The 24,366-nt window shown below is 53.0% G+C and carries 23 protein-coding genes; 8 read left to right on the top strand and 15 right to left on the bottom strand.

What is annotated here, in order from left to right; genetic code table 11:
* Window positions 1-46: 46 nt before the first annotated feature.
* The 6 genes from DK872_RS13895 to gmk form a co-directional block, all read right to left on the bottom strand.
* Window positions 47-1,432 (bottom strand): NCS2 family protein, encoded by a 1,386-nt coding sequence (locus DK872_RS13895; protein ID WP_007369477.1) that lies wholly within the window; start codon window positions 1,430-1,432, stop codon window positions 47-49.
* A gap of 124 nt (window positions 1,433-1,556) precedes the next feature.
* A complete protein-coding gene (gene recG, locus DK872_RS13890; protein WP_149288159.1) occupies window positions 1,557-3,638 on the bottom strand; it encodes an ATP-dependent DNA helicase RecG in 2,082 nt (693 codons plus the stop codon).
* Window positions 3,639-3,641: 3 nt separating this feature from the next.
* Entirely contained in the window at window positions 3,642-4,331 is a 690-nt protein-coding gene (trmH, locus tag DK872_RS13885) for a tRNA (guanosine(18)-2'-O)-methyltransferase TrmH (protein WP_007369479.1), read from the bottom strand.
* Window positions 4,332-4,335: 4 nt separating this feature from the next.
* The gene (spoT, locus tag DK872_RS13880) at window positions 4,336-6,456 is read right to left on the bottom strand and encodes a bifunctional GTP diphosphokinase/guanosine-3',5'-bis pyrophosphate 3'-pyrophosphohydrolase (RefSeq protein WP_007369480.1); all 2,121 of its coding nucleotides are present in this window, start codon (window positions 6,454-6,456) and stop codon (window positions 4,336-4,338) included.
* 18 nt (window positions 6,457-6,474) lie between these two features.
* The gene (gene rpoZ / locus DK872_RS13875; protein ID WP_007369481.1) at window positions 6,475-6,750 is read right to left on the bottom strand and encodes a DNA-directed RNA polymerase subunit omega; all 276 of its coding nucleotides are present in this window, start codon (window positions 6,748-6,750) and stop codon (window positions 6,475-6,477) included.
* Window positions 6,751-6,804: 54 nt separating this feature from the next.
* On the bottom strand, window positions 6,805-7,428 hold the full coding sequence (gene gmk / locus DK872_RS13870) for a guanylate kinase (protein WP_161518457.1): 624 nt from the start codon (window positions 7,426-7,428) through the stop codon (window positions 6,805-6,807).
* 258 nt (window positions 7,429-7,686) lie between these two features.
* Between gmk and ligB the strand changes: the two genes are divergently transcribed.
* Complete coding sequence (gene ligB, locus DK872_RS13865) at window positions 7,687-9,378, top strand: NAD-dependent DNA ligase LigB (RefSeq protein ID WP_202626042.1); 1,692 nt, start codon at window positions 7,687-7,689, stop codon at window positions 9,376-9,378.
* 127 nt (window positions 9,379-9,505) lie between these two features.
* On the opposite strand, the gene DK872_RS13860 is transcribed toward ligB, so the two are convergent.
* Window positions 9,506-9,784 (bottom strand): hypothetical protein, encoded by a 279-nt coding sequence (locus DK872_RS13860; RefSeq protein WP_007369484.1) that lies wholly within the window; start codon window positions 9,782-9,784, stop codon window positions 9,506-9,508.
* A 640-nt stretch (window positions 9,785-10,424) separates the two neighbouring features.
* Between DK872_RS13860 and DK872_RS13855 the strand changes: the two genes are divergently transcribed.
* Entirely contained in the window at window positions 10,425-12,968 is a 2,544-nt protein-coding gene (locus DK872_RS13855) for a filamentous hemagglutinin N-terminal domain-containing protein (protein ID WP_161518456.1), read from the top strand.
* A 178-nt stretch (window positions 12,969-13,146) separates the two neighbouring features.
* On the opposite strand, the gene DK872_RS13850 is transcribed toward DK872_RS13855, so the two are convergent.
* Window positions 13,147-14,010 carry a YicC/YloC family endoribonuclease gene (locus DK872_RS13850; RefSeq protein WP_079517218.1) on the bottom strand — a complete coding sequence of 288 codons (864 nt, stop codon included), beginning with the start codon at window positions 14,008-14,010 and terminating at the stop codon, window positions 13,147-13,149.
* A 122-nt stretch (window positions 14,011-14,132) separates the two neighbouring features.
* Between DK872_RS13850 and rph the strand changes: the two genes are divergently transcribed.
* Both rph and pyrE read left to right on the top strand, forming a co-directional pair.
* Window positions 14,133-14,849 carry a ribonuclease PH gene (gene rph / locus DK872_RS13845; protein WP_007369487.1) on the top strand — a complete coding sequence of 239 codons (717 nt, stop codon included), beginning with the start codon at window positions 14,133-14,135 and terminating at the stop codon, window positions 14,847-14,849.
* Window positions 14,850-14,999: 150 nt separating this feature from the next.
* Window positions 15,000-15,641, top strand: a complete 642-nt coding sequence (pyrE, locus tag DK872_RS13840; protein WP_007369488.1) for an orotate phosphoribosyltransferase — start codon at window positions 15,000-15,002, stop codon at window positions 15,639-15,641.
* A gap of 181 nt (window positions 15,642-15,822) precedes the next feature.
* Here pyrE and slmA read toward each other — a convergent pair whose 3' ends face one another.
* The 3 genes from slmA to coaBC all read right to left on the bottom strand — a co-directional run bounded on the left by slmA (window position 15,823) and on the right by coaBC (window position 18,194).
* Window positions 15,823-16,419, bottom strand: coding sequence for a nucleoid occlusion factor SlmA (gene slmA, locus DK872_RS13835; protein WP_074776281.1), 597 nt, complete (start codon window positions 16,417-16,419; stop codon window positions 15,823-15,825).
* Between the two features lie 124 nt (window positions 16,420-16,543).
* Entirely contained in the window at window positions 16,544-17,002 is a 459-nt protein-coding gene (gene dut, locus DK872_RS13830; protein ID WP_035886792.1) for a dUTP diphosphatase, read from the bottom strand.
* Complete coding sequence (gene coaBC, locus DK872_RS13825; RefSeq protein WP_161518455.1) at window positions 16,980-18,194, bottom strand: bifunctional phosphopantothenoylcysteine decarboxylase/phosphopantothenate--cysteine ligase CoaBC; 1,215 nt, start codon at window positions 18,192-18,194, stop codon at window positions 16,980-16,982. Before coaBC ends, dut begins: the two co-directional genes overlap by 23 nt.
* Before the next feature lie 171 nt (window positions 18,195-18,365).
* On the opposite strand from coaBC, the gene radC reads away from it, so the two are divergent.
* From radC to mutM, 4 genes are all read left to right on the top strand, one after another.
* Window positions 18,366-19,034, top strand: a complete 669-nt coding sequence (gene radC / locus DK872_RS13820) for a DNA repair protein RadC (protein ID WP_071921701.1) — start codon at window positions 18,366-18,368, stop codon at window positions 19,032-19,034.
* A 337-nt stretch (window positions 19,035-19,371) separates the two neighbouring features.
* Complete coding sequence (rpmB, locus tag DK872_RS13815; protein ID WP_071921700.1) at window positions 19,372-19,608, top strand: 50S ribosomal protein L28; 237 nt, start codon at window positions 19,372-19,374, stop codon at window positions 19,606-19,608.
* 20 nt (window positions 19,609-19,628) lie between these two features.
* The gene (gene rpmG / locus DK872_RS13810) at window positions 19,629-19,796 is read left to right on the top strand and encodes a 50S ribosomal protein L33 (RefSeq protein ID WP_003024094.1); all 168 of its coding nucleotides are present in this window, start codon (window positions 19,629-19,631) and stop codon (window positions 19,794-19,796) included.
* A 75-nt stretch (window positions 19,797-19,871) separates the two neighbouring features.
* The gene (gene mutM / locus DK872_RS13805; RefSeq protein ID WP_007369493.1) at window positions 19,872-20,681 is read left to right on the top strand and encodes a bifunctional DNA-formamidopyrimidine glycosylase/DNA-(apurinic or apyrimidinic site) lyase; all 810 of its coding nucleotides are present in this window, start codon (window positions 19,872-19,874) and stop codon (window positions 20,679-20,681) included.
* Window positions 20,682-20,778: 97 nt separating this feature from the next.
* Here mutM and coaD read toward each other — a convergent pair whose 3' ends face one another.
* The 4 genes from coaD to DK872_RS13785 form a co-directional block, all read right to left on the bottom strand.
* Complete coding sequence (gene coaD / locus DK872_RS13800) at window positions 20,779-21,261, bottom strand: pantetheine-phosphate adenylyltransferase (protein ID WP_007369494.1); 483 nt, start codon at window positions 21,259-21,261, stop codon at window positions 20,779-20,781.
* A gap of 3 nt (window positions 21,262-21,264) precedes the next feature.
* Window positions 21,265-22,035 carry a glycosyltransferase family 2 protein gene (locus tag DK872_RS13795; protein WP_071921699.1) on the bottom strand — a complete coding sequence of 257 codons (771 nt, stop codon included), beginning with the start codon at window positions 22,033-22,035 and terminating at the stop codon, window positions 21,265-21,267.
* Window positions 22,035-23,309: a lipid IV(A) 3-deoxy-D-manno-octulosonic acid transferase gene (waaA, locus tag DK872_RS13790; protein ID WP_007369496.1), complete on the bottom strand. Its 1,275-nt coding sequence runs from the start codon at window positions 23,307-23,309 to the stop codon at window positions 22,035-22,037. Before waaA ends, DK872_RS13795 begins: the two co-directional genes overlap by 1 nt.
* Window positions 23,310-23,376: 67 nt before the next feature.
* Complete coding sequence (locus DK872_RS13785) at window positions 23,377-24,366, bottom strand: glycosyltransferase (protein WP_035886791.1); 990 nt, start codon at window positions 24,364-24,366, stop codon at window positions 23,377-23,379.

Here is a 24,366-nt window from a genome sequence, read left to right as displayed (position 1 = left end):
AAGGAGATGACAGCGGCAGCCGGTAAGCCCGGCTGCCGTGGCGCGGTCAGTTTTTCTCTGGCGGAAAAATCAGATTCAATACAATTGCGGTGATACCGCCTGCGGCGATACCGGAGGAGAGCAGGTTTTTCAGCCAGTCTGGCGCGAATTGCAGGATCTGCGGCTGCTGGGACACGCCAAGGCCCACGGCCAGCGACAGCGCGATAATCATAATCGCGCGGCGGTTCAGCGGCTCGCGGGAGACGATACGCACGCCGGAAGCGGCAATCGTACCGAACATCACCAGCGTTGCGCCGCCGAGCACTGGCTCAGGCAGCTGCTGAACGAAAGCGCTGACCGCCGGGAACAGACCCAGCACAACCAGCATCAGCGCCACGAAGAAGCCGATATAGCGGCTGGCAACGCCGGTCAGTTGAATCACGCCGTTGTTCTGGCCAAAGCAGGAGTTCGGGAAAGTGTTGAACACCGCCGAAACAAACGAGTTGATGCCGTTCGCCAGCACGCCGCCTTTCAGGCGCTTCATGTACACCGGGCCGGCGACGGGCTGCTCGGAAACGTCAGAGGTGGCGGTGATGTCGCCGATGGTTTCCAGCGAGGTGATCATGAACACCAGCATCAGCGGCAGCAGCAGGTTCCAGTCAATGCTCAGGCCGTAATAGAGCGGGGTTGGTACCATAAAGGCGTTCGCTGGCGCGCTATATTCCGGCAGCATGCCCATAAACAGCGCCAGCACATAACCGACCGCCATGGCAATCACCAGCGAAGCAATACGCAGGTACGGGTTACGCTGACGGTTGAGCAGAATAATGATGGCCAGCACCACGCCCGCCAGCAGCAGATTTTTCGGCGCGCCGAAGGTGTGGTTGCCCATCGCGGCAAAACCTCCGCCGACGGAAGTCAGGCCAACCTGGATCAGCGACAGGCCGATAATCATCACCACCACGCCGGAAACCAGCGGGGTAATAATGCGGCGTGCCAGCGGCAGAATGCGCGAGATAACCATTTCGGTACAGCTTGCCAGCATCAGGGTGCCGAACAGCGCAGCCATCATAGTTGGTACATCCGCACCGCCGGTTTTCAGCGCCGTGCCGCCCATAATCAGTGGCGCAACGAAGTTGAAGCTGGTGCCCTGAATCGATAGCAGACCGGAACCCACCGGGCCCCAGGCTTTAATCTGGATGATGGAAGCGACGCCGGAGGCGAACAGCGACATGCTGATGATGTGCTGAGTGTCCTGAGCCGGTAACCCCAGTGCCTGGCAGATCAGCAGCGCCGGTGTAATCACGCCAACAAACATCGCCAGCAGGTGTTGCAGTGCAGCAAACAGGGTTTGCGGCAGCGGCGGGCGGTCTTCAAGGCGATAGATCAGCTCGCTGGGTTGAGTCTGCGCAACCGGTTGCGCACTTTCGGACTCGATGGTGTTTAAGGACATCTCAGACAATCCCCTGATGGAAAAGCGCTGATTTTATCGGACTGTTTGGTAAAAGCAAACGGTTGCTATGTTAAAAGCACACTTTTCGAAGGGATGTTCTTTCTAACGGCTAAAGTCCTGAAACTCAGGCGTTGGAGTAGCGTTCTGTTTCCGGCATCCAGCGTTCGATTAATGCCGCTGCAAGCTGAGGATAACGCTCGTGAATATGGCGGGCGACACGCTGAACTTCCGGGATCATCGCCTGGTCGCGCAGCAGGTCGGCGACTTTGAATTCCGCATTGCCGGTCTGGCGAGTTCCGAGCAGCTCGCCGGGACCGCGAATTTCCAGATCCTTTTGCGCAATGACAAAGCCGTCGTTGCTGTCGCGCAGCACCTGTAAGCGTTTTTGCGCTGTCTTTGAGAGCGGGGATTTGTAGAGCAAAACGCAGTGCGAGGCTACCGCGCCGCGCCCGACGCGCCCGCGTAGCTGGTGGAGTTGCGCAAGGCCGAGCCGCTCCGGGTTTTCGATAATCATCAGGCTGGAGTTGGGCACATCCACGCCGACTTCAATTACCGTGGTGGCGACCAGCAGATGCAGCTCACCCTGTTTGAACGCCTGCATGACTGCCTGTTTTTCCGCTGGCTTCATGCGGCCATGCACCAGCCCGACATTCAGCTCCGGTAGCGCGAGTTTCAGCTCTTCCCAGGTGGCTTCTGCCGCCTGCGCTTCCAGAAGATCGGACTCTTCAATCAGCGTACATACCCAGTACGCCTGACGGCCTTCATCGATGCAGGCATTGCGCACGCGATCGATAATCTCATTGCGGCGTGTATCCGGGATGGCAACCGTGGTGACTGGCGTACGGCCCGGCGGCAGTTCGTCGATAACCGACGTATCGAGATCGGCATAGGCGGTCATCGCCAGCGTGCGTGGAATCGGGGTGGCCGTCATGATTAACTGGTGAGGATGGAAACCCTGCTGCTGGCCTTTCTCCCACAGCGCCAGACGCTGGTGGACACCAAAGCGGTGTTGCTCATCGATAATCACCAGCGCGAGGCCGTTAAACTGCACCTGCTCCTGGAAAATAGCGTGCGTGCCGACCACCATCTGTACTTCGCCATTAGCAATGGCATCCTGCTGTGCCTGGCGCGCCTTCCCTTTTTGTTTTCCCGCCAGCCAGCCCACTTCGATACCGAGCGGCGCAAACCAGTTGCGGAAATTGTTGGCGTGCTGCTCAGCCAGTAGCTCGGTCGGTGCCATCATCGCCACCTGCTTACCGTTGGCGATCGCCCGTAATGCGGCCAGTGCGGCAACCAGCGTTTTACCGGAGCCGACATCGCCTTGTACCAGGCGCATCATCGGAATATCCAGCGCCATATCGCGCTCGATTTCCGCCACGACCCGCGCCTGTGCGCCGGTCGGTTTAAACGGTAGCGACGCCAGCAGGCCTTGCTTCAGCTCATCTTTGGCAACGAGCGGCTGCGCATGATAGCGCTGAGCCCCGGCGCGCAGCGCCAGCATACTCAGGTTATGCGCCAGTAATTCTTCAAGGATCAAACGGCGCTGCGCCGGATGCGTACCCGCTTCGAGTTCAGCCAGCTGCAATGACGGCGGTGGGCGATGCAGCGTGTGCAGCGCTTCCGGCAGGCTCATCATGCCCTGTGCCAGCTCAGGCGGCAGCAGTTCGCTGATGGCGCAGGTCGCCAGTAGTTCCAGCGCCTGGTCGGTCAGTTTACGCAATGTCGCCTGCTTAATCCCTTCGGTGGTGGGATAAACCGGCGTAAGCGTTTCCTGTAATTCGGGAGTACTGAGATCGCCATGCACGCGGTATTCCGGGTGAATCATCTCCGCACCATACTTCCCGCGCTTTGCTTCGCCATAGGCCAGCACGCGGCGGCCAGTGGCGAGGCTGTTTTTCATTGCCGCGTTGAAGTTGAAAAAGCGCATGGTGAGGATGCCGGAACCGTCGCTGATCTGGCAGGTCATCATTCGGCGACCGCCGAAAGTGATATTGCAGTTCAGCACTTCGCCTTCCACCGTGGCGTAGATGCCCGGCAGCAGGTCGGCAATAGGGTAAAGTTGGGTGCGATCTTCGTAACGCAGCGGCAGGTGAAGCAGCAGATCCTGCACGGTGTGCAGGCCGATTTTCGCCAGTTTGCTGCTCTGCGCCGCGCCGACGCCGGTCAGCGAACTTAAGGGCACCGCGTCGAGCAGCTTACCTTTCATCGGTTATCCTGCCGCCTGCATAGTGGACCACCACATGGGGTCGGCTTCGATTTGGCCTTCCGAATTGACGTGCGGGTAAGGCAGCCCTTTACGTTTCGCGACTTTCGCCAGCACCGGGTAACCTCCTTCGAACAGCAAGCGCTGCTGCTCTTCATCCGGCAGCATGCTGTTTTCGCGCTGGTACATACCGGCGTTTTGCCGCTGACGCTGCGCTTCATACAGAATTAATGCTGAGGCCACGGAAACGTTGAGCGACTGCACCATGCCGATCATCGGAATGATGATGTCCTGATCCGCCAGATCCAGTGCTTCCTGAGTGATCCCGGTTTTCTCCTGACCCATCAGGATGCAGGTCGGGCGCGTGTAGTCGATCTCGCGAAAGTCGACCGCTTTGTCCGACAGATGCGTGGCGAGTACCTGCATGCCGCGCGCTTTCAGTACGCCGACAGCATCGCCAATGGTACGGTGTGTTTTCACCTCCACCCAGCTATTACTGCCTGCGGCGGAGGAGGCCATGGTGCGCATGCGGTTGCTTGGCCAGACAGCGTGGACTTCATGCACGCCGACGGCGTCTGCGGTGCGGATAATGGCAGAGACGTTATGGGGCTTGTGAACCTGCTCCATGCAAACTGTCAGATCGGGCTGACGTCTGGCGAGCATCTCGCGAATACGCGCATAACGTTGAGAATTCATACAATTAGTTTCTGTTACGGGTGACTTTAATCACATCCGGCATCACGCGGATTTTACGCATGATATTCGCCAGATGGACGCGATCGCGCGCCGTCAGTCGGATGAAAGCGCTGTACACGCGGCCATCTTTCTCTTCCGTATTCAGGCTCTGAATGTTGGATGAAGCCGTGTTAATTGCTGCCGTGAGGTTGGCCAGCGCTCCCTGATGGTTGAACATATCCACCTTGATTTCGGTGATAAATTCCTGCGCGGTCTCTTTATCCCACTCCACAGCCATAAATTTTTCTGGCTCTTTCTGGTAGCCACGAATATTACGGCAGGACTCATGGTGGATAACCAGCCCTTTACCCGGGCTGACATGGGCGACAATCGGGTCGCCGGGGATCGGACGGCAGCATTTGGCAAAGGTGATCAGCACGCCATCTGCGCCTTTAATCGGCAAATGACCGTTGCCGCTGGAGCTGGACGGCGTTGGTGCGGCTTGCACCGCTTCCCCTTGTTGCAGGTTTTTCGCGACCACGACGCTCATGGCGTTGCCAAGGCCGATTTCAGCCAAAAGATCGTCAAGCGTCGCCAGCTTCATACGCTCAAGCTCGCGCTGAATATGCTCCTGCGGAATTTCGGCCAGCTTGCGGCTGCCGCCCAACGCATGATTCAGCAGACGTCGACCGAGACTTACCGAGTCGTCGCGCTTGAGGTTTTTCAGCATCTGACGGATTTTCGCGCGCGCTTTTGAGCTGACGACAAAGTTCAGCCATGCGGCATTCGGGCGGGCGCCCGGCGCGGTAATAATCTCTACCGTCTGGCCGCTGGCGAGTGATTGCGACAGCGGATACGGCTGGCGGTCAACACGTGCACCGACACAGGCGTGACCGATATCTGTGTGAACCGCGTAGGCAAAATCCACCGGCGTCGCACCAGCAGGTAGCTCGACAATACGGCCTTCCGGGGTGAAAACATAAATCTCATCGGGGAAGAGATCAGATTTAACGCTCTCGATAAATTCAAACGAGCTACCGGCGCTCTGTTGCAGCTCCAGCAGGCTTTGCATCCAGCGCTGGGCGCGGATTTGGGCAGTGGTGCTGCTCTCGCCGTGCTCTTTATAGGCCCAGTGCGCTGCAACCCCCATTTCCGCCATTTGATCCATATCTTCAGTACGGATTTGCACCTCTACCGGTACGCCATGTGGACCAATCATCGAGGTATGCAGGGATTGATAGCCGTTCGCCTTCGGAATGGCGATGTAGTCTTTCACGCGACCGGGACGCGGTTTGTACAGGCTGTGCATCTGGCCCAGGACGCGGTAACAGGTATCCAGGTCATGAACGATAACGCGGAAAGCGTAAATATCCATGATCGAGTGAAAGCGTTGCTCTTTCAGCACCATCTTGCAATAGATGGAATAGAGGTGTTTTTCACGCCCGCTGACGCGGCAGGGAATGCCCGCTTCCTGTAAACGCCCTTCGATTTCCGAGAGGATTTTTTGGATCATCTCTTTGCGGTTGCCGCGCGCGGCTTTCACCACTTCTTTAATCACGCGATAGCGGTTCGGGTACAACGCCTCGAAACCCAGCTCTTCCAGCTCGGTTTTGATGTGGTGAATACCTAAACGGTGCGCCAGCGGACTATAGATTTCGAGGGTTTCACGGGCGATGCGGCGACGCTTGTCCGGGCGAAGCGAGCCCAGCGTACGCATGTTATGGGTGCGGTCGGCCAGTTTGATCAGGATGACGCGGATATCCTGCACCATCGCCATGATCATCTTGCGAAAGTTTTCGGCCTGTGCTTCTTTTTTATCCTGAAACTTGAGCTTATCAAGTTTGGATACCCCTTCCACCAGCTCGGCAACGCTTTTGCCGAACAGTTGTTCCATATCCTGGTAAGTGGCCGGGGTATCTTCAATCACGTCATGCAGCAGCGCGGCCATCAGCGTTTCGTAGTCGAGTTTCATCTCGGCCAGAATACAGGCCACCGCTACCGGGTGCGTGATATAGGGTTCACCGCTTGAACGTGTCTGGCCCTCGTGAGCGTCACGTGCAACGAGATACGCCTGCCTGAGACGTTTAATTTGATCTTCAGGCAGATAGTTTTGAATCAGTTGATTCAGGCTTTCAAACAGATACAAGGGTGACCTGCAGGTTAATTAACGACGACCTTCAGCAATGGCGGTAACGGCCTGCAGTTCTGCGGCTTCCTGCTCTTGCTGTTCCTGGCGCTCACGCACGTCGAGGATCTGGTTGTTGATCAGACCTTCTTCGATTTCGCGCAGCGCGATAACGGTGGTTTTATCGTTTTCTTCCGGTACTAACGGATCTTTACCGCCAACCTGCATCTGACGAGCGCGACGCGCGGCGACCAGCACCAGGTCAAAACGGTTACCTACTTTCTCTACAGCGTCCTGAACAGTTACGCGTGCCATACTTAAAATGCTCCACAGGTGAAGAAATGACTGGGCATGATACTGAAACCAGGCTCAGTCTGCCAATAGTTTGCTGATTAAAGCGTCATGTCGCTGCTTCTGGCGGCTCATACGCAGGCGTTCAGCGCGAATAATGGTTTTCAGATCGCCCAGAGCGGTATCGAAATCATCATTCACAATCAGGTAATCATATTCTGCGTAATGGCTCATTTCCGCAACGGCCTGCGCCATCCGCTTTGCAATTACCTCTTCGCTGTCCTGACCGCGTCCACGCAGGCGGCGATCCAACTCCAGCTTTGACGGCGGCAGTATAAAGATGCTGCGCGCCTGCGGCATGCGGCTGCGAATTTGCTGCGCGCCCTGCCAGTCGATATCAAGGAACACATCCACGCCGGTCGCCAGTACTTGCTCAATGGCTGCGCGGGAGGTGCCGTAAAAGTTGCCAAATACTTCGGCATGCTCAAGAAACGCGTTATCATCAATCATGGCTTTAAATTCGTCATGATTAACAAAGAAATAGTGTTCGCCGTGCACTTCACCCGGGCGCGGTGCGCGCGTGGTGTGCGAAACAGAAACCTGAGTGTCGTATAACGGTTGGGTTTTCAGCAAAGCCTGGATGAGGCTTGATTTACCCGCGCCGCTGGGGGCGGAAACAATATATAGCGTGCCTTGAGCCATGAGAGTCTTTTGTATGTGAATTGCGAAAGGAAACTTACATACGTGCCTATTATACACATCAGCGCTACGTGACGTAGCATTTGTCACACTTTTTCCCTCTCAGTATGGCATTTTGCGGCCCGCTTTCCTGTTTTGTTTGCAAATTTTCACCGCCATCGCGAATCTCCGGAACCTGTCTCGCAACCGCTCTGTTTATTGATCGAAAACGGTTCCCTCACGGCGTTATAACGATTGCGCTATCAAAAGGGAGAAATATCTATGTGGAGAAGAGCCGGAGCCGCAGTTTGTCTGTTGCTATGGAGCGTATTCAGCTTTGCAACTTGCCCCGTCTGGTCGCCTTCGCGGGCGCAGGAAGAAGTAAGCCGTTTGCAGCAGCAGCTCGCGCAGTGGAATGAGGCGTACTGGAAATCGGGAGCAAGCGATGTCAGCGATGATGTTTACGATAGACTAAACGCCCGGCTTGCCTATTGGCAGCGCTGCTTTTCGCTCGAAATATCCTTCAACTCATCAATACCGCCTGGCGGTAATACAACTCATCCGGTTGCGCATACCGGTGTGCGCAAGCTGGCGAATAAGCAGGCGCTGCAACAGTGGATGGCCGGGAAAAAAGATCTCTGGGTACAGCCAAAAGTGGATGGCGTAGCGCTCACGCTGGTCTACCGCCAGGGCAAGCTGGTACAGGCCATCAGCCGTGGAAATGGGCTGGCGGGCGAGGACTGGACGACAAAAGCCCTCGCGATCCCGGCGATTCCCAACAATGTTAGCGGCGAGCTGGCGAACAGCGTTTTGCAGGGCGAACTCTTTCTGCGCCGTGAAAACCATATCCAGAAACAGTCGGGTGGCTTAAATGCCCGAGCCAGAGTTGCTGGTGCGATGATGCGCCGCGACGCACCAGACCTGCTTCGAGAAATGGGTTTTTTTGTCTGGGCATGGCCGGATGGCCCGGCAACGCTGGCACAACGGCTGGTTGCGCTGAGCAAGAGCGGATTTAGCGAGGTGCTCGATTACAGCGTGCCGGTCAATATTGTTCAGGACGTGGAGCGCTTACGTGCCCGCTGGTTTACCTCACCCTTACCCTTCGTGACAGACGGTATCGTCGTTCGCTCGGGCGCTGAACCTCAGGGCAAGGCGTGGTTGCCTGGGCACGGTGACTGGGTGGTGGCATGGAAATATGATCCGGTAGAGGAAGTCGCCAGCGTAAAAGATATTCAGTTTGCCGTTGGGCGTACCGGGAAAATTGCCGTCGTTGCACAGCTTGAACCCGTGCAACTGGATGATAAACGCGTCCAGAGGGTAAATCTTGGTTCTGTCCGGCGCTGGCAGGAACTGGATATTGCACCGGGCGATCAGGTTTCTGTGAGTCTTGCCGGGCAGGGTATTCCCCGTCTTAACCGTGTGGTCTGGCGCAGCCTTGTTCGTGAAAAACCGGTTCCACCGGCTCCACTTTTTTCATCGCTTAGCTGCTTTTATGCCACGGCAGAGTGCAATGAACAGTTTATTGCCAGGCTGGTATGGCTAAGTTCTGCAAAGGCTCTGGGGATCGAGGGGCTGGGAGAAAGTAGTTGGCGGATGTTGCATCAGGCACATCATTTCGAACATCTCTTTTCCTGGCTGGCATTAACAAAGGAGCAGTTGCAGGCGACGCCCGGCATTTCTCCCGCTCGCGGGCTAAAGCTTTGGCATCGTTTTAACGTGGTACGCCAATATCCTTTTATCCGTTGGGTTAACGCGTTAGGAATTCCTTTGCCTCAGTCTGTATTAAATGCACAGGGCATCAGCCTTTGGCAGGAACTTACCGGAAAGACGGAACAAGAATGGCTTGCGTTGCCAGGCGTGGGGGCAGAGCGTGTCCGGCAGATACAGCGCTGGTTGAGTCTGCCGGAAGTGACATCTCTGGCGGACTGGCTGGAGAAACAGAAAGTACGAGGATTTACCGTGGGCAGTGAATAATCATTCGATATTTCTGGAGGTAATCAATTGAACAGCATCACGTTAAATCTGGGCAATAATGCTGGTTTTTAATAAAAAGAGCCAGCAGTAGTAATGCGCTGGCTCTTCCTGTTAATTACAGGTTTTTTTATTCTTTAAAAAAGCTGCCAACGGCTGTAATTATTGCACTTACCAGGCCGTTATAACCATTGGTAATGTTTGCTTTGGCGTCAGTAAAATTCAGCGAGAATAATTGACCGATACCTGTGCCAATCTGGCTGGTATAGCTGCCGAAATTAGTAGACAGACCAATTTTTGATGTGATGAAGTCGGCAAGATTCCCTGCCTGGAAACCTAAAAAGCTCCCAATGGAGGCAAGGCTGGCACCGGAAACTGCTGCAATTTCTTGAGTGTTTAATTCACGCATTTCTTTTCCCTTAAATAAATGTCCTGATGACGTTTTAATTTTATTTTTCACAAGAAAGACAAGTCAATGTTTATTCTTTTAATTTGGGTTTATCGAAGATATTCTATTTTTTTGATGAGGTGATTTATTTCTTAATATCAATAATTTAATTTCTGTTATTGTTTATAACAATATGTCTTATGCAGAGCGCGAGAAAAATATGATTTTTTAGTCGTCGGGATAAAACAGGCTTGCCAGAGCTGTGACAATACAATTAGTATCGCCTTTGGTAAATAAAGGCGGACTGATTATGAGGATTTTTCTTTTACACTAATGAGTTGTCGGAGTTTTAATGCGATTTGAGCATGGCCTGTTGTCACTTTATTTGTGAATGGAATTGTGGGTCGATGTTTATCGATAAATGAAGGAATAGCCAGTGACAGGGAGTTCTGATGTTTACTGTGTTGTGTTATTAAATTCATTTTATTAGTGCTGTTGTTAAACGAATAGCAACGGCATTTATCATCATGGCTTCAATTCTTCTTCCCGGACAAATACTGACTTATTTTTCTGGGTGTCAGCTCTTCTTTACTTACTGATTGGCAACAATTTCCGTATACAGCCACGCACAAATAACTAAAGATCATATTCGGAGGTTATAATGAAACAAAAGCGTTATTTAGTTAAAGTCACACCTATTGCTACTACGGTTATTTTGTCATTACCGTTGGTTGTATACGCGGACATGATTAACAGTAATCGTGCAGCAGCGGCCAGAACTGTTAATAATGTATCGGTTATAGATATCAATAAAGCGAATGAAAATGGGCTCTCACATAATATCTATGACAAATTGAATGTGGGAAAGGAAGGGGCCATATTTAATAACAGCACCAATGGTGCTAATACGGCTCTCGCGGGTGTGATAAGCGGTAACAGCAATCTGACTTCCGGTAGCGCCAAAATTATTCTCAACGAAGTACGTTCAGGTCGTAGTAACCTGGCCGGTATGCTGGAAGTTGCGGGTAATGAAGCACATCTGATCATTGCTAACCCATCGGGTATCACCTGTTCGGGCTGCGGTTTTATTAATACGAATAAAGTGACGTTAACCTCCGGGACGCCTGACGTGCAGAATGGCGTGCTGAGAGGATACGCCGTTAATAGCGGTGATATTAGCGTTGAGGCTCAGTTGCTCAATGAGTCCCCAACGGAACTTATTACTCGTGCTGTAACGGTCAAGGGTTATGTCGGCGTAGCTAAAGATCTGACACTCATTCTGGGTAATAACTATGTTAATACGAACAATCAAATCACCGGCAGCGTGAGAGCTGAAGGTTTCCGTAAAAGCAATAGCCTCGACGTTGCGAAGCTGGGGGGAATGTATGCGGACAAAATCACGCTTATCAGTACAGAACAAGGAACTGGCGTAAATAATAGCGGTGTGATCGCCGCAGGCAAGGGTGGTTTTACCCTTGATGCCCAGGGTCAGTTACATAATAAAAATGCGTCGATTAAATCCAATGCCACTGTTCTGATGAAGTTGGCTGGCGATCTTAATAACTCTGGCGGCAGTATTGCCAGCGACGCGTCAGTGTACATCGATACTGCCAAAAATATGTTAGACAACTCTGGCCTTGGTAATATTCAGGCAGGTAAAGATATCGCAATCAGTAGCGGCTATCTGAACAACATGAACGGCAAAATGGCTTCGGCTGGGTTGCTGGCGATCAACACTAATGGCAATACACTGCGTAACGCTGGAACGGAAAAAACATATGGTCTGACCGGCGGAATCGTTGCTCTCGAAACAGGGTTCTTTGACAATAGCGATGGCCAGATTAACGGCGGCTATATTGGCATTAACTCCCTGAATACCGCAAACAGAAATGGTACTATAGATGCGATTCAGAATATCGAGTTAATTAATAATAGTTATAATACCATCGACAATACCGGTGGTCGTATCCGTACTGTAAATGGTCATATTAAAATTGATGCTAAAAACAGTACTCTGATTAACAATAATACGAAGACCGCCGATGTTGGCAGCAGTGATTCTCGCGGGATTATTGCTGGCGATGGTGGCATTATGATTTCATCCTATGCGCTGGAAAATAATGGTCAAATTTCATCGAATGGTAATATCGATATTAAGAGCAGCTATAATATCGATAACCACTACGGCAAAATCTCTTCAGAGAAAAACGTTAACGTTGAAACAAAAAATCTGGTTAACTATGCAAGCAGCATCGGTGCTGTGGGTAATGTAAGCGTCGCGGCATCCGGTAAACTTGAGAACTATGTGGGTGTGCTCCGTTCTGATGAAGGAACACTGAGTATAAACGGCGGGTTAATTGATAACTACGGCGGCATGTTGCTCGGTAAAGATATCAATATCACTGCTACAGGTGATGTGAACAGCAATGCAGCGCTGGTTGTTGCTGTTAATGATATCAACATTACCACCAAAGGTAGTCTCTTTAATAATAATGGTAACAACTATGGCGATCCGTATGGGTTCTATTTTGGTATGGCTGACCAAAAAGGTGGGATCATCGGTAAACGTTCAGTTAATTTGACCGCTAAAAATATTTATAGCGAGGATAGCCGTATTATTGCTCAGGCGGGTACATTAGATGTTATGACCACCGGTCTGTTCTCTAATGCCAATAGCCAGACAGTCGGGGGAACGGCTGCAAATATTAAAGCTAATGCTATAAATAATGCCTATGCTGTCATCAAATCTTATGGTGATGTTAATATCACTGCATCATCCCTGGATAACCGCAGCACCGGTAACGCCAAAAACGGCAATCTGACGGGTGTTATCACGGCGGATAAGGATTTGGTATTGACGATGAACGACTCTTTTGAGAACACAGGATATCTTGTCGGGAAAAATAAAGTTTCGGTTACCACTGCAAAGGGTTCATTAACTAACAGAAATACTATTTCTTCTGATAATGAAATGAATTTCAACGTAGCGAACAACCTGAATAACTATGGTGATATTTTTGCCGGAAAAGTTATTAATATCAACGCAGGTGGCGGTGTTTATAATTACAGCAATCTTTTCAGCAATGGCGTAGTCAATATCACTGCACAGTCGGTAAATAATCTGCTCGGGGTTATTGGCGGCGTTCAGGGGTTAAACTCCAGTGTTCCTGTGAGCAATATTTTGGGTACGGTTGTCGGTAAGTAATTCTGATATCCATGTTCAACATAAAAGCAGCAGCAATGCTGCTTTTATGGAACAGCGCCGAACGATTATCATTTGTAGACAGTTCGTGGATGATATGGCCTCTGCCTGGTATAAAACTCAGTAAAAAAGCCATTTTTTAGATGGCTTTTTTACTGGTAAAGCTACAGCGCGAAAAAGATTACTCAATATTCTGGATCTGCTCGCGCATTTGCTCAATCAACACTTTCAGCTCGATAGCGGAATTGGTGACTTCAGCATTAATCGACTTGGATGCCAGCGTGTTCGACTCACGATTGAACTCCTGCATCATAAAGTCGAGGCGACGACCCACGGCTTCTTTTTTCTTCAGAATGTTGTAGGTCTCTTTTACATGCGCTTCGAGCCGGTCCAGTTCTTCGGCAACATCGATACGTTGCGCCATCAGCACCAGTTCCTGCTCAAGGCGATTATTCTCCAGTTGTACCTGCGCCTCTTCGAGCCTGGCAACCAGCCGCTCGCGCTGCCATTGCAGGATTTCCGGCATATGTGCACGTACTTTGGCGACTTCGGTACTCACACCTTCCAGACGCTGCTCGATGAGCGCTTTCAGCGCCTGACCTTCGGTTTCACGGGCGACGATAAAGTCATCCAGCGCACCGTCCAGCGCAGCGAGAATTTGTGCCGCGATGGTATCCAAATCCTGTTCTTGTGCAGCCATCACGCCAGGCCAGCGCAGGATATCTACCGGATTAATTTCCCCTTCGTCACTTTGCAATTTGACCCAGTTGGCGGCAGATACCAGCTGTTTAGCCAGTTTTTCGTTGAGGATCAGTTCCCCTTGCGCGCTGGAATCGGGTTCAAAACGGAGGTTGCACTCCACTTTGCCGCGAGTCAGACGGGTACGAAGACGTTCACGGACAACCGGTTCAAGGCTGCGGAATTGCTCCGGCAGGCGGAAGTAAGTTTCGAGATAACGCTGGTTTACCGAGCGCAGTTCCCAGGAGGCTGAGCCCCATTCACCCTTGATTTCACGCCGGGCGTAGGCGGTCATACTGCGGATCATAGACGTTCCCGTTTTTAAAGAGAGATGCGGGGATTATAGCTTTCGTGGCCTTATCAGGATAGGAATAACCACGGTAAGCCAGTATAATGCGCTGCCACATTCGAATAGCCGGAGAAATCATCATGCGTCCAGCAGGTCGTAGCGCCACTCAGGTGCGTCCCGTCACCCTGACCCGTAACTATACAAAACACGCTGAAGGCTCCGTGCTGGTTGAATTTGGTGATACCAAAGTGCTCTGCACCGCCTCTATTGAAGAAGGTGTGCCGCGTTTCCTGAAAGGTCAGGGACAGGGCTGGATCACCGCTGAATATGGCATGCTGCCGCGTTCCACCCATACCCGCAACGCGCGTGAAGCCGCGAAAGGCAAACAGGGCGGTCGCACCATGGAAATCCAGCGCCTGATTGCCCGTGCGCTGCGTGCAGCGGTTGACCTGAACGCGTTGGGTGAATTCACCATCACGCTCGACTGCGACGTGCTCCAGGCCGATGGCGGCACCCGTACCGCGTCTATTACCGGTGCTTGTGTAGCGCTGGCGGATGCGCTGAACAAACTGGTTGCGGCCGGAAAACTGAAAACCAATCCGATGAAAGGCATGGTTGCCGCCGTATCCGTGGGTATCGTTAACGGCGAGGCCGTGTGCGATCTGGAGTATGTGGAAGACTCCGCCGCCGGGACCGATATGAACGTGGTGATGACCGAAGATGGCCGCATGATTGAAGTTCAGGGCACGGCGGAAGGCGAGCCGTTCTCCCATGAAGAGTTATTGACTCTGCTGGCGCTGGCCAGAGGGGGAATCGAATCGATTATCGCGACGCAGAAAGCGGCGCTGGCGAATTAATTATTAAGGGCGACTGAGAGTCGCCCTTTTTTTTGCGCGTCATACTTCACGCAGCCTCTTTGCTAGCGGCAGGCTCTGGTTGCCTTCGCGATGCTGCGCGAACTATTTTGCATAATCTGTAAATTGAAAAGTGAGATGAGGAGCGAATCCATGAAAGCGTATCAGCGTCAGTTTATTGAATTTGCGCTTAATAAGCAGGTACTGAAGTTTGGCGAATTCACGCTGAAATCCGGGCGTAAAAGCCCCTATTTCTTCAACGCCGGGCTGTTTAATACCGGGCGCGATCTGGCTCTGTTAGGCCGTTTTTACGCCGAAGCGTTGGTGGATTCCGGGATTGATTTCGACCTGCTGTTTGGCCCTGCTTATAAAGGTATTCCGATTGCGACTACCACTGCGGTGGCGCTGGCGGAACATCATGAGCGCGATGTGCCGTACTGTTTTAATCGTAAAGAAGCGAAAGATCACGGTGAAGGCGGCAATCTGGTCGGTAGCGCGTTGCAGGGCCGGGTGATGCTGGTGGATGACGTCATTACCGCGGGCACCGCTATCCGCGAGTCGATGGAAATTATCCAGGCCAATGGCGCGACGCTGGCTGGCGTGCTGATTTCGCTGGATCGTCAGGAGCGCGGCCGCGCTGACATCTCTGCGATTCAGGAAGTGGAGCGTGATTACGGCTGCAAAGTGATCTCAATTATCACGCTGAAAGATTTGATTGCGTATCTGGAAGAGAAGCCGGAGATGGCCGATCACCTGGCTGCGGTTCGTGCGTATCGCGAACAGTACGGCGTATAACCGTAGTGCCCGGCAGGCGTTGCCTGCCGGGCGTGTGTCATAACAGTTTTGTGCCCTGCGTGTTCACATAGAGTGAATAAACGGAGGTGCTGGAGGCCATCAACAGTTAACGAATTGCGTTGGTTTTTTCACAGATTGCCGGAAAGTGAGAATGCAGCCACAAAGGCTGCATAAAGAGAGATTATTGTAGTTGCGCGGCGAGCAGCGGCCAGCGGGCGTCAAAGTCGTCGGTTGGGCTGTATTTAAATTCACTGCGCACATAGCGCGACAGCATCCCTTCACAAAACGCCAGCAACTGGCTTGCCAGCAACGTTTCGTCAGTGGCATAGGCCTCGCCTTCACGCATTTTGCGCTCGCGCAGGACCTGGCGCAGCTGCGCCTCAATGCGTTCGAAAAGCTGGTTAATGCGCCCTTGCAAGCGATCCTGCTCAAACATCAGCGCGTGGCCGGTCATGATGCGCGTTAAACCAGGGTTACGTTCACCGAAGCCGAGGATTAGCTGCATAATCAGGCGCAGTCGAGTGGTCGTGTCTTTCTCATCCTTTAAAATCAGGTTGATGCGGGTGATCAGGCTATCCTCGATAAACTCAATCAGGCTATCGAACATGCGCGTTTTACTGGGGAAATGACGGTACAGAGCGGCTTCGGATACGCCAACGGAAGCGGCCAGTTTCGCGGTAGTAATACGCTGGCTTCCATCGCTGGATTCCAGCATCAGCGCCAGAGACTGAAGTATTTCCTCGCGGCGATTCCTTTTCGCAGTTTGTTTTTCTGCCATGTTCTAAAATACCCCTGAAAATAAACACTTGTCAGGCGAGCGACCACACGGCGACCGCAAACAATGTGCGTTTGCGGTGATGTTATCGCGTTATTTCGCCGTGTGATGCGTTAAATAGAGCGGTTTACTGACGCCCGGAATGGCCAAAGCCGCCTTCGCCGCGTTCAGTCGCGTCGAACTCTTCCACCAGATTAAATTCTGCCTGCACAACTGGTACAAACACCATTTGCGCGATGCGTTCGCCCGGAACGATAGTGAAGCTGTCCTGGCCGCGGTTCCAGACGGAAACCATCAGTTGCCCCTGATAATCCGAGTCAATCAGACCAACCAGATTACCCAGCACCACGCCATGCTTATGGCCCAGCCCTGAACGCGGCAGAATAACCGCAGCGAGCGACGGATCGGCAATATGGATTGCCAGACCGGTTGGCAGCAACGTTGTTGCGCCTGGCGCCAGCTCTACGGCGTCGTCGAGACAGGCGCGCAGGTCAAGTCCGGCGGAACCGGAGGTGGCATAAGTCGGTAGCGGAAATTGCTTGCCGACACGCGGGTCCAGAATCTTAACGTCGATTTTTTTCATCATAACGGGTAACTATCTCGTCCAGTAATTGGTGTCCCAGAAGTTCTTTGCGTTCCAGCGGCAGACGTTTGTCGCCCTCCTGCCAGAAAAGATGTAATGCGTTGTTGTCGCTATTAAAGCCTTGATCTGATTGTGAAACATCGTTAGCGCAAATCAGGTCAAGGTTTTTGCGGGCGCGTTTCTGCCGGGCATATTCTTCCACATTATTTGTTTCGGCGGCAAACCCCACGACAAAGGGGCGATGGGCAGAAAGTGCGGCTACACCAGCGACGATATCCGGGTTTTTTACCATTTTTATCGTGATTTCATCGCCTTGTTTTTTAATTTTCTCTTCCGCCACACTGGCCGCGCGGTAATCCGCGACGGCGGCACAGCCGATAAAAATGTGCTGCTGCTGCGCACTACGCTGCACGGCTGCTTCCATCTCCAGCGCGGTGGTGACATCTATGCGTTGCACCAGCGCAGGTGTCGGTAGCGTGACCGGGCCTGCAACCAGCGTGACGTTCGCTCCGCGGCTGACGGCGGCGGCGGCAATGGCGAAGCCCATCTTACCGGAACTGAGATTAGTAATGTAACGCACAGGATCTAACGGCTCACGGGTCGGGCCGGCGGTAATCATGATGTTCAGATGTTGCAGATCTTTGACAGGCGAAAAATACGCGGCTGCCATATCGACGATCGTCAGCGGATCCAGCATGCGGCCAGGGCCGACATCGCCACAGGCCTGACTACCGCTGTCCGGCCCCCACAGCAGCAGACCGCGTGAGGCCAGCACCTGCAAATTATGCTGGGTTGCTGCGGCACGATACATTTGCTGGTTCATCGCTGGTACTACCGCGACAGGCGAAGGGGTGGCGAGGCAAATCGTGGAAACCAGGTCGTTGGCCATTCCGGCGGCGACGCGGGCAATCAAATCGGCGGTGGCGGGCGCCAGAATCACCAGGTCGGCCCATTTACCCAGCTCGATATGGCCCATTGCCGCTTCGGCAGCGGGATCGAGCAGGCTGTCGGAAACCGGATTCCCGGAAACGGCTTGCAGGCTCAGCGGAGTAATGAAGGCTTTGGCGCCTTCGGTCATTACCACGCGAACTTCCGCGCCGCGATCGCGCAGACGGCGCACCAGCTCAGGCGTTTTGTAAGCCGCAATACCGCCGCTTACGCCGAGGACAATTTTTTTACCCGCCAGACTGATCATGATTCTTTCCTGTTGGATTTCACCAGAAGCTGGGCATTTTATCACAATCCTGATGTTGTCGTGCTTTTGCCCGCAGAGCACTTTGCGAGGCGCTACGCAGGCTTTGAAATTGGTTGTCGAAAGAGGGGGGCGTGAAATGGCAACATAAATGTGGGATCGGGAGGAGGTAATATGGACATTGTTTTGACACCCCAGAAGCCGCGCGAAAAGATGCTGCAGTACGGCATTGAGGCACTATCGGATGTGGAATTATTAGCGCTTTTTCTGCGCACCGGAACGCGAGGAAAGTGTGTATTAACCGTTGCCCGCGAACTGCTGAAGCAATTTGGTTCGCTTTATACATTGCTCTCTTCCGAGCTGGAAGATTTTCAGGATGTACACGGAATCGGCGTGGCGAAATATGCGCAGTTAAGAGGCATCGGCGAGCTGGCGCGTCGTTACTATAATGCGCGCCTGCTGGAAGAGAACTCGCTGCTAAGTCCTGATATGACGCGTGAATTCCTGCAGAGTCAGCTAGCGGGAGAAGAGCGCGAGATCTTTATGGTGATCCTGATGGATAACCAGAACCGGATACTGAAGCACTGCCGGTTGTTTAGCGGCACCATTAACCATGTCGAAGTGCATCCGCGGGAAATTCTGCGTGAAGCGTTAAAAGTGAATGCAGCCGCTGTGATCCTCGCGCATAATCACCCTTCAGGTAACGCTGAGCCAAGCAAGGCGGATAAGCAAATCACTGAGCGAGTGATAAAATGCTGCCAGTTCATGGGCATCCGTGTGCTTGATCACTTGGTTGTTGGTCGCGGAGAGTGCGTTTCGTTTGCAGAACGCGGCTGGATTTAAGCCATTTTAGGCGATCCATCGGGATCTTTGTCTGTTCGGGACTTGAGCACACCGCCGACTCAGCGTATACTACGCCACCTTTGAGAATCTCGGGTTTGGCATTTGGGCCTGGCAATCGAGAGTTCACTTAGACACTAAATCATTCAAGTTGCATCAGGGCGGCAAGAGAGTGAATCCCCGTGAGCGTATAAGTACGTGACCTGGATAAGCGAGCGCAGCCAACACAGAGGCAGCCGGAAAGATGACGTGTAGAACTGCGATGACCGGGCTGTAAAGCCTGACGAGGCGCCGATACCCCATACGAAGCTCGAGCTAATTTGATTTTTGGAGAATAGACATGTCCCGAGTCTGCCAAGTTACTGGCAAGCGTCCGGTGACCGGTAACAACCGTTCCCACGCACTGAACGCGACTAAACGCCGTTTCCTGCCGAACCTGCACTCTCACCGTTTCTGGGTTGAGAGCGAGAAGCGTTTTGTCACCCTGCGTGTATCTGCTAAAGGTATGCGTGTAATTGATAAGAAAGGCATCGATACAGTTCTGTTTGAACTGCGTGCCCGTGGCGAAAAGTACTAAGTACTTAGAGGATATAAATCATGGCTAAAGGTATTCGTGAGAAAATCAAGCTGGTTTCTTCCGCTGGTACTGGTCACTTCTACACCACCACGAAGAACAAACGTACTAAGCCGGAAAAACTGGAACTGAAAAAATTCGATCCAGTTGTCCGTCAGCACGTGCTGTACAAAGAAGCTAAAATCAAATAATTTTAGTTTTCTTGCACAAAAACCCCGCACTGTCGGGGTTTTTGCATTTCTGATAACCCGCAAGCCGGAGATGAGATGCCTGAATTACCCGAAGTAGAAACCAGCCGCCGGGGTATCGAACCGCACCTGGTTGGCGAAACCATTCTTCATGCGGTGGTACGCAACGGGCGATTACGCTGGCCGGTTTCCGATGAGATCCACGCCCTGAGCGATAAACCGGTGCTGAGTGTTCAGCGCCGCGCGAAATATCTGCTGCTGGAGCTGCCGGATGGCTGGATCATCATCCATCTGGGTATGTCCGGCAGCTTACGCATCCTTCCCCATGAGCTTCCGGCTGAAAAGCATGACCATGTTGATCTGGTGATGAGCAACGGCAAAGTGCTGCGCTACACCGATCCTCGCCGCTTTGGCGCATGGCTGTGGACCAAAGAGCTGGAAGGCCACAATGTGCTGGCACACCTTGGCCCTGAACCGTTAAGCGAAGCCTTTAATACCGATTATTTGCAGCAGAAGTGCGCGAAGAAAAAGACGGCCATCAAACCCTGGCTGATGGATAACAAGCTGGTGGTCGGCGTAGGAAACATCTACGCCAGCGAATCGCTGTTCGCCGCCGGGATCCATCCCGATCGCCTGGCCTCTTCGCTGTCGCGCCAGGAGTGTGAAATCCTGGTGAGGGTGATCAAAGCCGTGCTGTTGCGATCCATTGAACAGGGCGGAACCACGCTGAAAGATTTCCTGCAAAGCGACGGGAAACCCGGCTATTTTGCGCAGGAGTTACAGGTGTACGGGCGGGAAGGGGAACCTTGTCGCGTCTGCGGTACGCCGATTATGGCCGCGAAGCACGCACAGCGCTCAACGTTTTACTGTCGCCGCTGCCAGAAATAAGCGCATTTTTGCTGGATGGCGGCTGCGGGATGCTGTTGTGCTTTGCTAAATAGCGGTCAGGCACAGCGGTGTTGCAGGTCTGATAAGCGAAGCGCCATCAGGCACTAAGCTTCTCCAGCAACGCTTGATGCACGTTCGGCGGCAGGAAGTGAGCGACATCGCCCTGATGGCGCGCCACTTCTTTCACCAGCGATGAAGAGATAAACGACCACTCTTTCGACGGCATCAGAAACACGCTTTCCAGTTCCGGCATCAGATGGCGGTTCATATGCGCCAGTTGCATTTCGTACTCGAAATCTGCGACGGCACGCAGACCGCGGATCAGAATATTTGCCTGCTGCGCGCGGGCAAAGTTCGCCATCAAATCACTGAATCCCACCACTGTCACATTTGATAAATGTGCTGTTGCCGATTGCGCCAGCGCTACGCGTTCTTCAAGGTTGAACATCGGCTTCTTACTTGGGCTGGCGGCAATGGCCAGTACAACCTCAGTAAACATGGTCGCAGCGCGGGTCACGATATCGATGTGGCCATTGGTGATCGGATCGAAAGTACCGGGATAAATCGCTTTTGTACTCATCGCTTATTCTTTCTCTGAATAACCGTGGTTCAGCGCCCACAGCTCGGTGTATTTATTAAACGTATACTGCGCGTTAACCACCGCCAGTAGCCAGCCCTGTTTGCCATCGAGCACGCCGCCGCGCAGCAGCAACGTTTTTGCGAATGCGCCCAAAGTATGAGCGAAAATCCCCGGCAGCGAGGTTTTTTTCCCATGCTGATGACGTTCCTGCGCCCACGCCGTGGCGTAATTGAGCTGCTTGCGCTGGAAACTGGCGAAATCACGGCAGGTCAGATGCAGTAAATCACCGCTCAGGGCGATAGTCTGCGCCTGTGGCGCATCGAGTGACTCATGAACGCGGTTATTGTTGTACTGGTAACGTTCGCGTTCGTACAGGCGCGTGACGCGATCCGGATACCAGCCGCTGTGGCGCATAAAACGCCCGAGAAAATAATTGCGACGAGCAATGCTATAAACCGCGCCGGGCTGCGGCGCAGCCAGCGCCTGACGCAGTTGTTCTGCCAGCTCAGGGGTTACGCGCTCGTCGGTATCAATCATCAGAATATAGTCGCCGCTGGCATAACGCTGGGCAATTTGACGCTGAATACCATAACCCTGCCAGTCGGTATGGCTGAAGACTTTAGCACCGGCGCGGCTGGCAATGCCGGGGGTATCATCGCTGCTGCCGGAATCCAGCAGCACGATTTCATCCGCCCAGGCTATGGACGCAAGGCAATCGGGCAGCAGATCCGCCGCATCTTTGGCGATCATCACCACCGACAAACGTCTGGACATTAATGGCTCCGCTGAGGCAAATACGGTTGCAGGAGTTGCAGCAGACGCGCCAGCGCGCCCTGGTTCTGGTGCAGAACCTCAACGGCATGGCGACCGTACCATAAACGGTAGTCTTCATCCGTCAGCAGTGTGGAAACTTCTTTCACCAGCGAATCGGCATCGGTCACAGTGATCAGCCCTTCCGCTTCCTGCAAACGTGCGCAAATGTCTTTGAAGTTAAAGGTATACGGCCCCATCAGCACAGGAATGGCATGGGCAGCGGGTTCCAGAGGATTATGACCGCCGCGTTCAACCAGGCTGCCGCCGACGAAAGCAAGGTCGGCAATGCCGTACAGCAGCATCAGTTCGCCCATGGTATCGCCAATGACCACCTGGGTGCTGCCGGACGGGATCTCGCCCGAGCTGCGCAGGATGTAGCTGAACCCGGCTTTTTGCGTCATGTTGCGCGCATCCGGAAAACGCTCAGGATGGCGAGGAACCAGGATCAGCAGCAAATCGGGGAAGGTTTCCAGCAGCTTGCGGTGCGCCTGTAAAATGATGGTTTCTTCACCTTCATGCGTACTGGTGGCAATCCATACTTTACGGCGCGGCGCCCACTGGCGGCGCAGCGTCACGGCGCGCGCGGCAAGTTCCGGCGTCACAGAAATATCGAACTTCAGGCTACCGGTGACGGTAAGCTGATTACGTTTCAGGCCCAGTTGCAGGAAACGGTCGCCATCTTCCTGGTTTTGCGCGGCAATTAAGGTGATTTTGCTGAGCAAACGACGCATCGCTTTACCCAACCGGGAATAGCCTTTCGCCGAGCGCTCGGAAAGGCGCGCGTTAGCAATTACCAGCGGAATTTTCCGGGCACGAAGGGCGGAAATCATATTCGGCCATAGCTCGGTCTCCATTACGATCACCAGCTTCGGGCGCACGGTATTCAGGAAACGGTTCATGGCGCACGGCAGATCGTAGGGCAAATAAACGTGATGAACGTCTTTACCAAACGCGGACATCACGCGTTCCGAGCCGGTTGGTGTCATGGTGGTGACGGTGATCGGTAATGCAGGGTAGCGATGGCGCAGCGCACGTACCAGCGGGATCGCCGCCAGGGTTTCGCCTACGGAGACGGAATGCAGCAAAATACCGTCCGGCTTCACTTTGTTACGACAAAATCCATAGCGTTCAGCCCAGCGCTTACGGTAAGCAGGGGCTTTGCGGCTGCGAAGTAATAATCGCAACCACACCAGAGGCTGTATTAAGTAAAGCAGGGTGGTATACAACAATTCCAAGCGACTATCCGTTTTTTTAAGATTCGGCGGGCAAATTCTAAGCATTTAGGGCAGCTAAAGCTATACCTTATGCCAGATACCTTTTGAGACGGAAGTAGCGGCGGCCAAGGCGCCAGCGCAAACGTGGACTTTTTGCACTTTTCCAGATGAGCTTCCAGATGCCTTTTTCGAAAAACTCGCGAATGATCATCGCCTTCTTGCTTTCATCCTTCATGTTATCAAAGGTATGGATGATGCCGAGCCCTTCTTTGGCTATCTGCCAGTAACATGCCGGTATATTTTTCACTTTATCCGCATAGCGCTGGTTAATTGCGTCCAGCATTTGCAGGATTTTCATGTAGTGGCGCGCCGAGCGAATCAGCGTGTCGTCAGTGTCCGGCATGTGCGAAACAGACGCTGAGTGGATGTAGTAATCGTAAAATTGCTCGCTGGTATATTGCACGCGCTCGGCAGCGAGCAGAACTTCCGTTGTCCAGGGAATATCCTGGTGGCGAAGACCCGGTTCGAAATGAAAGTTATTCTGAAGAATGAAATCGTGGCGATAGATATTCAGCCAGGTGACATGCAGGAATTTACGCGAATCCAGGGCCTGTTTAAGCCATGCCGGGCCGGTCATGACGCCCGTTGACTGTAACTTTTCAGGCGGAAAAATCGGACGGGTGGGTTTTTTGTCGTTTTCCCAGACATAGTTACCGTTACAGGTCGCAACATCCAGATTCCCTGTGTTGGCCATGTCAAGCAGGCGCTGATACATACCGGGTTTGAAAACGTCATCAATGTCCGGAAAAGAGATGTATTTTCCCTTTGCGCAGGCAAGCCCGGAATTGCGGGCAACCGATACACCCTGGTTTTCTTGCTCAATAACCTGTAACTGCGGTAGTCGATCGCGCCATTGTTCCACGATCTGCATCGATCCATCCGTAGAACCATCATTGACAATGATCACTTCCATGCTGTCGATTTTTTGTGCGACGAGGCAAGTGAAAAACTGGTCGAGGAACGCTTCGCCGTTATAGACGGCAACCACCACGCTTAACATAGGCGCTGAAATTTGCAT

The sequence above is a fragment of the Kosakonia sp. MH5 genome (assembly GCF_009935945.1).
Classification (GTDB): Bacteria; Pseudomonadota; Gammaproteobacteria; order Enterobacterales; family Enterobacteriaceae; genus Kosakonia; species Kosakonia radicincitans.
This window is presented reverse-complemented; position numbering and strand designations above follow the sequence as displayed.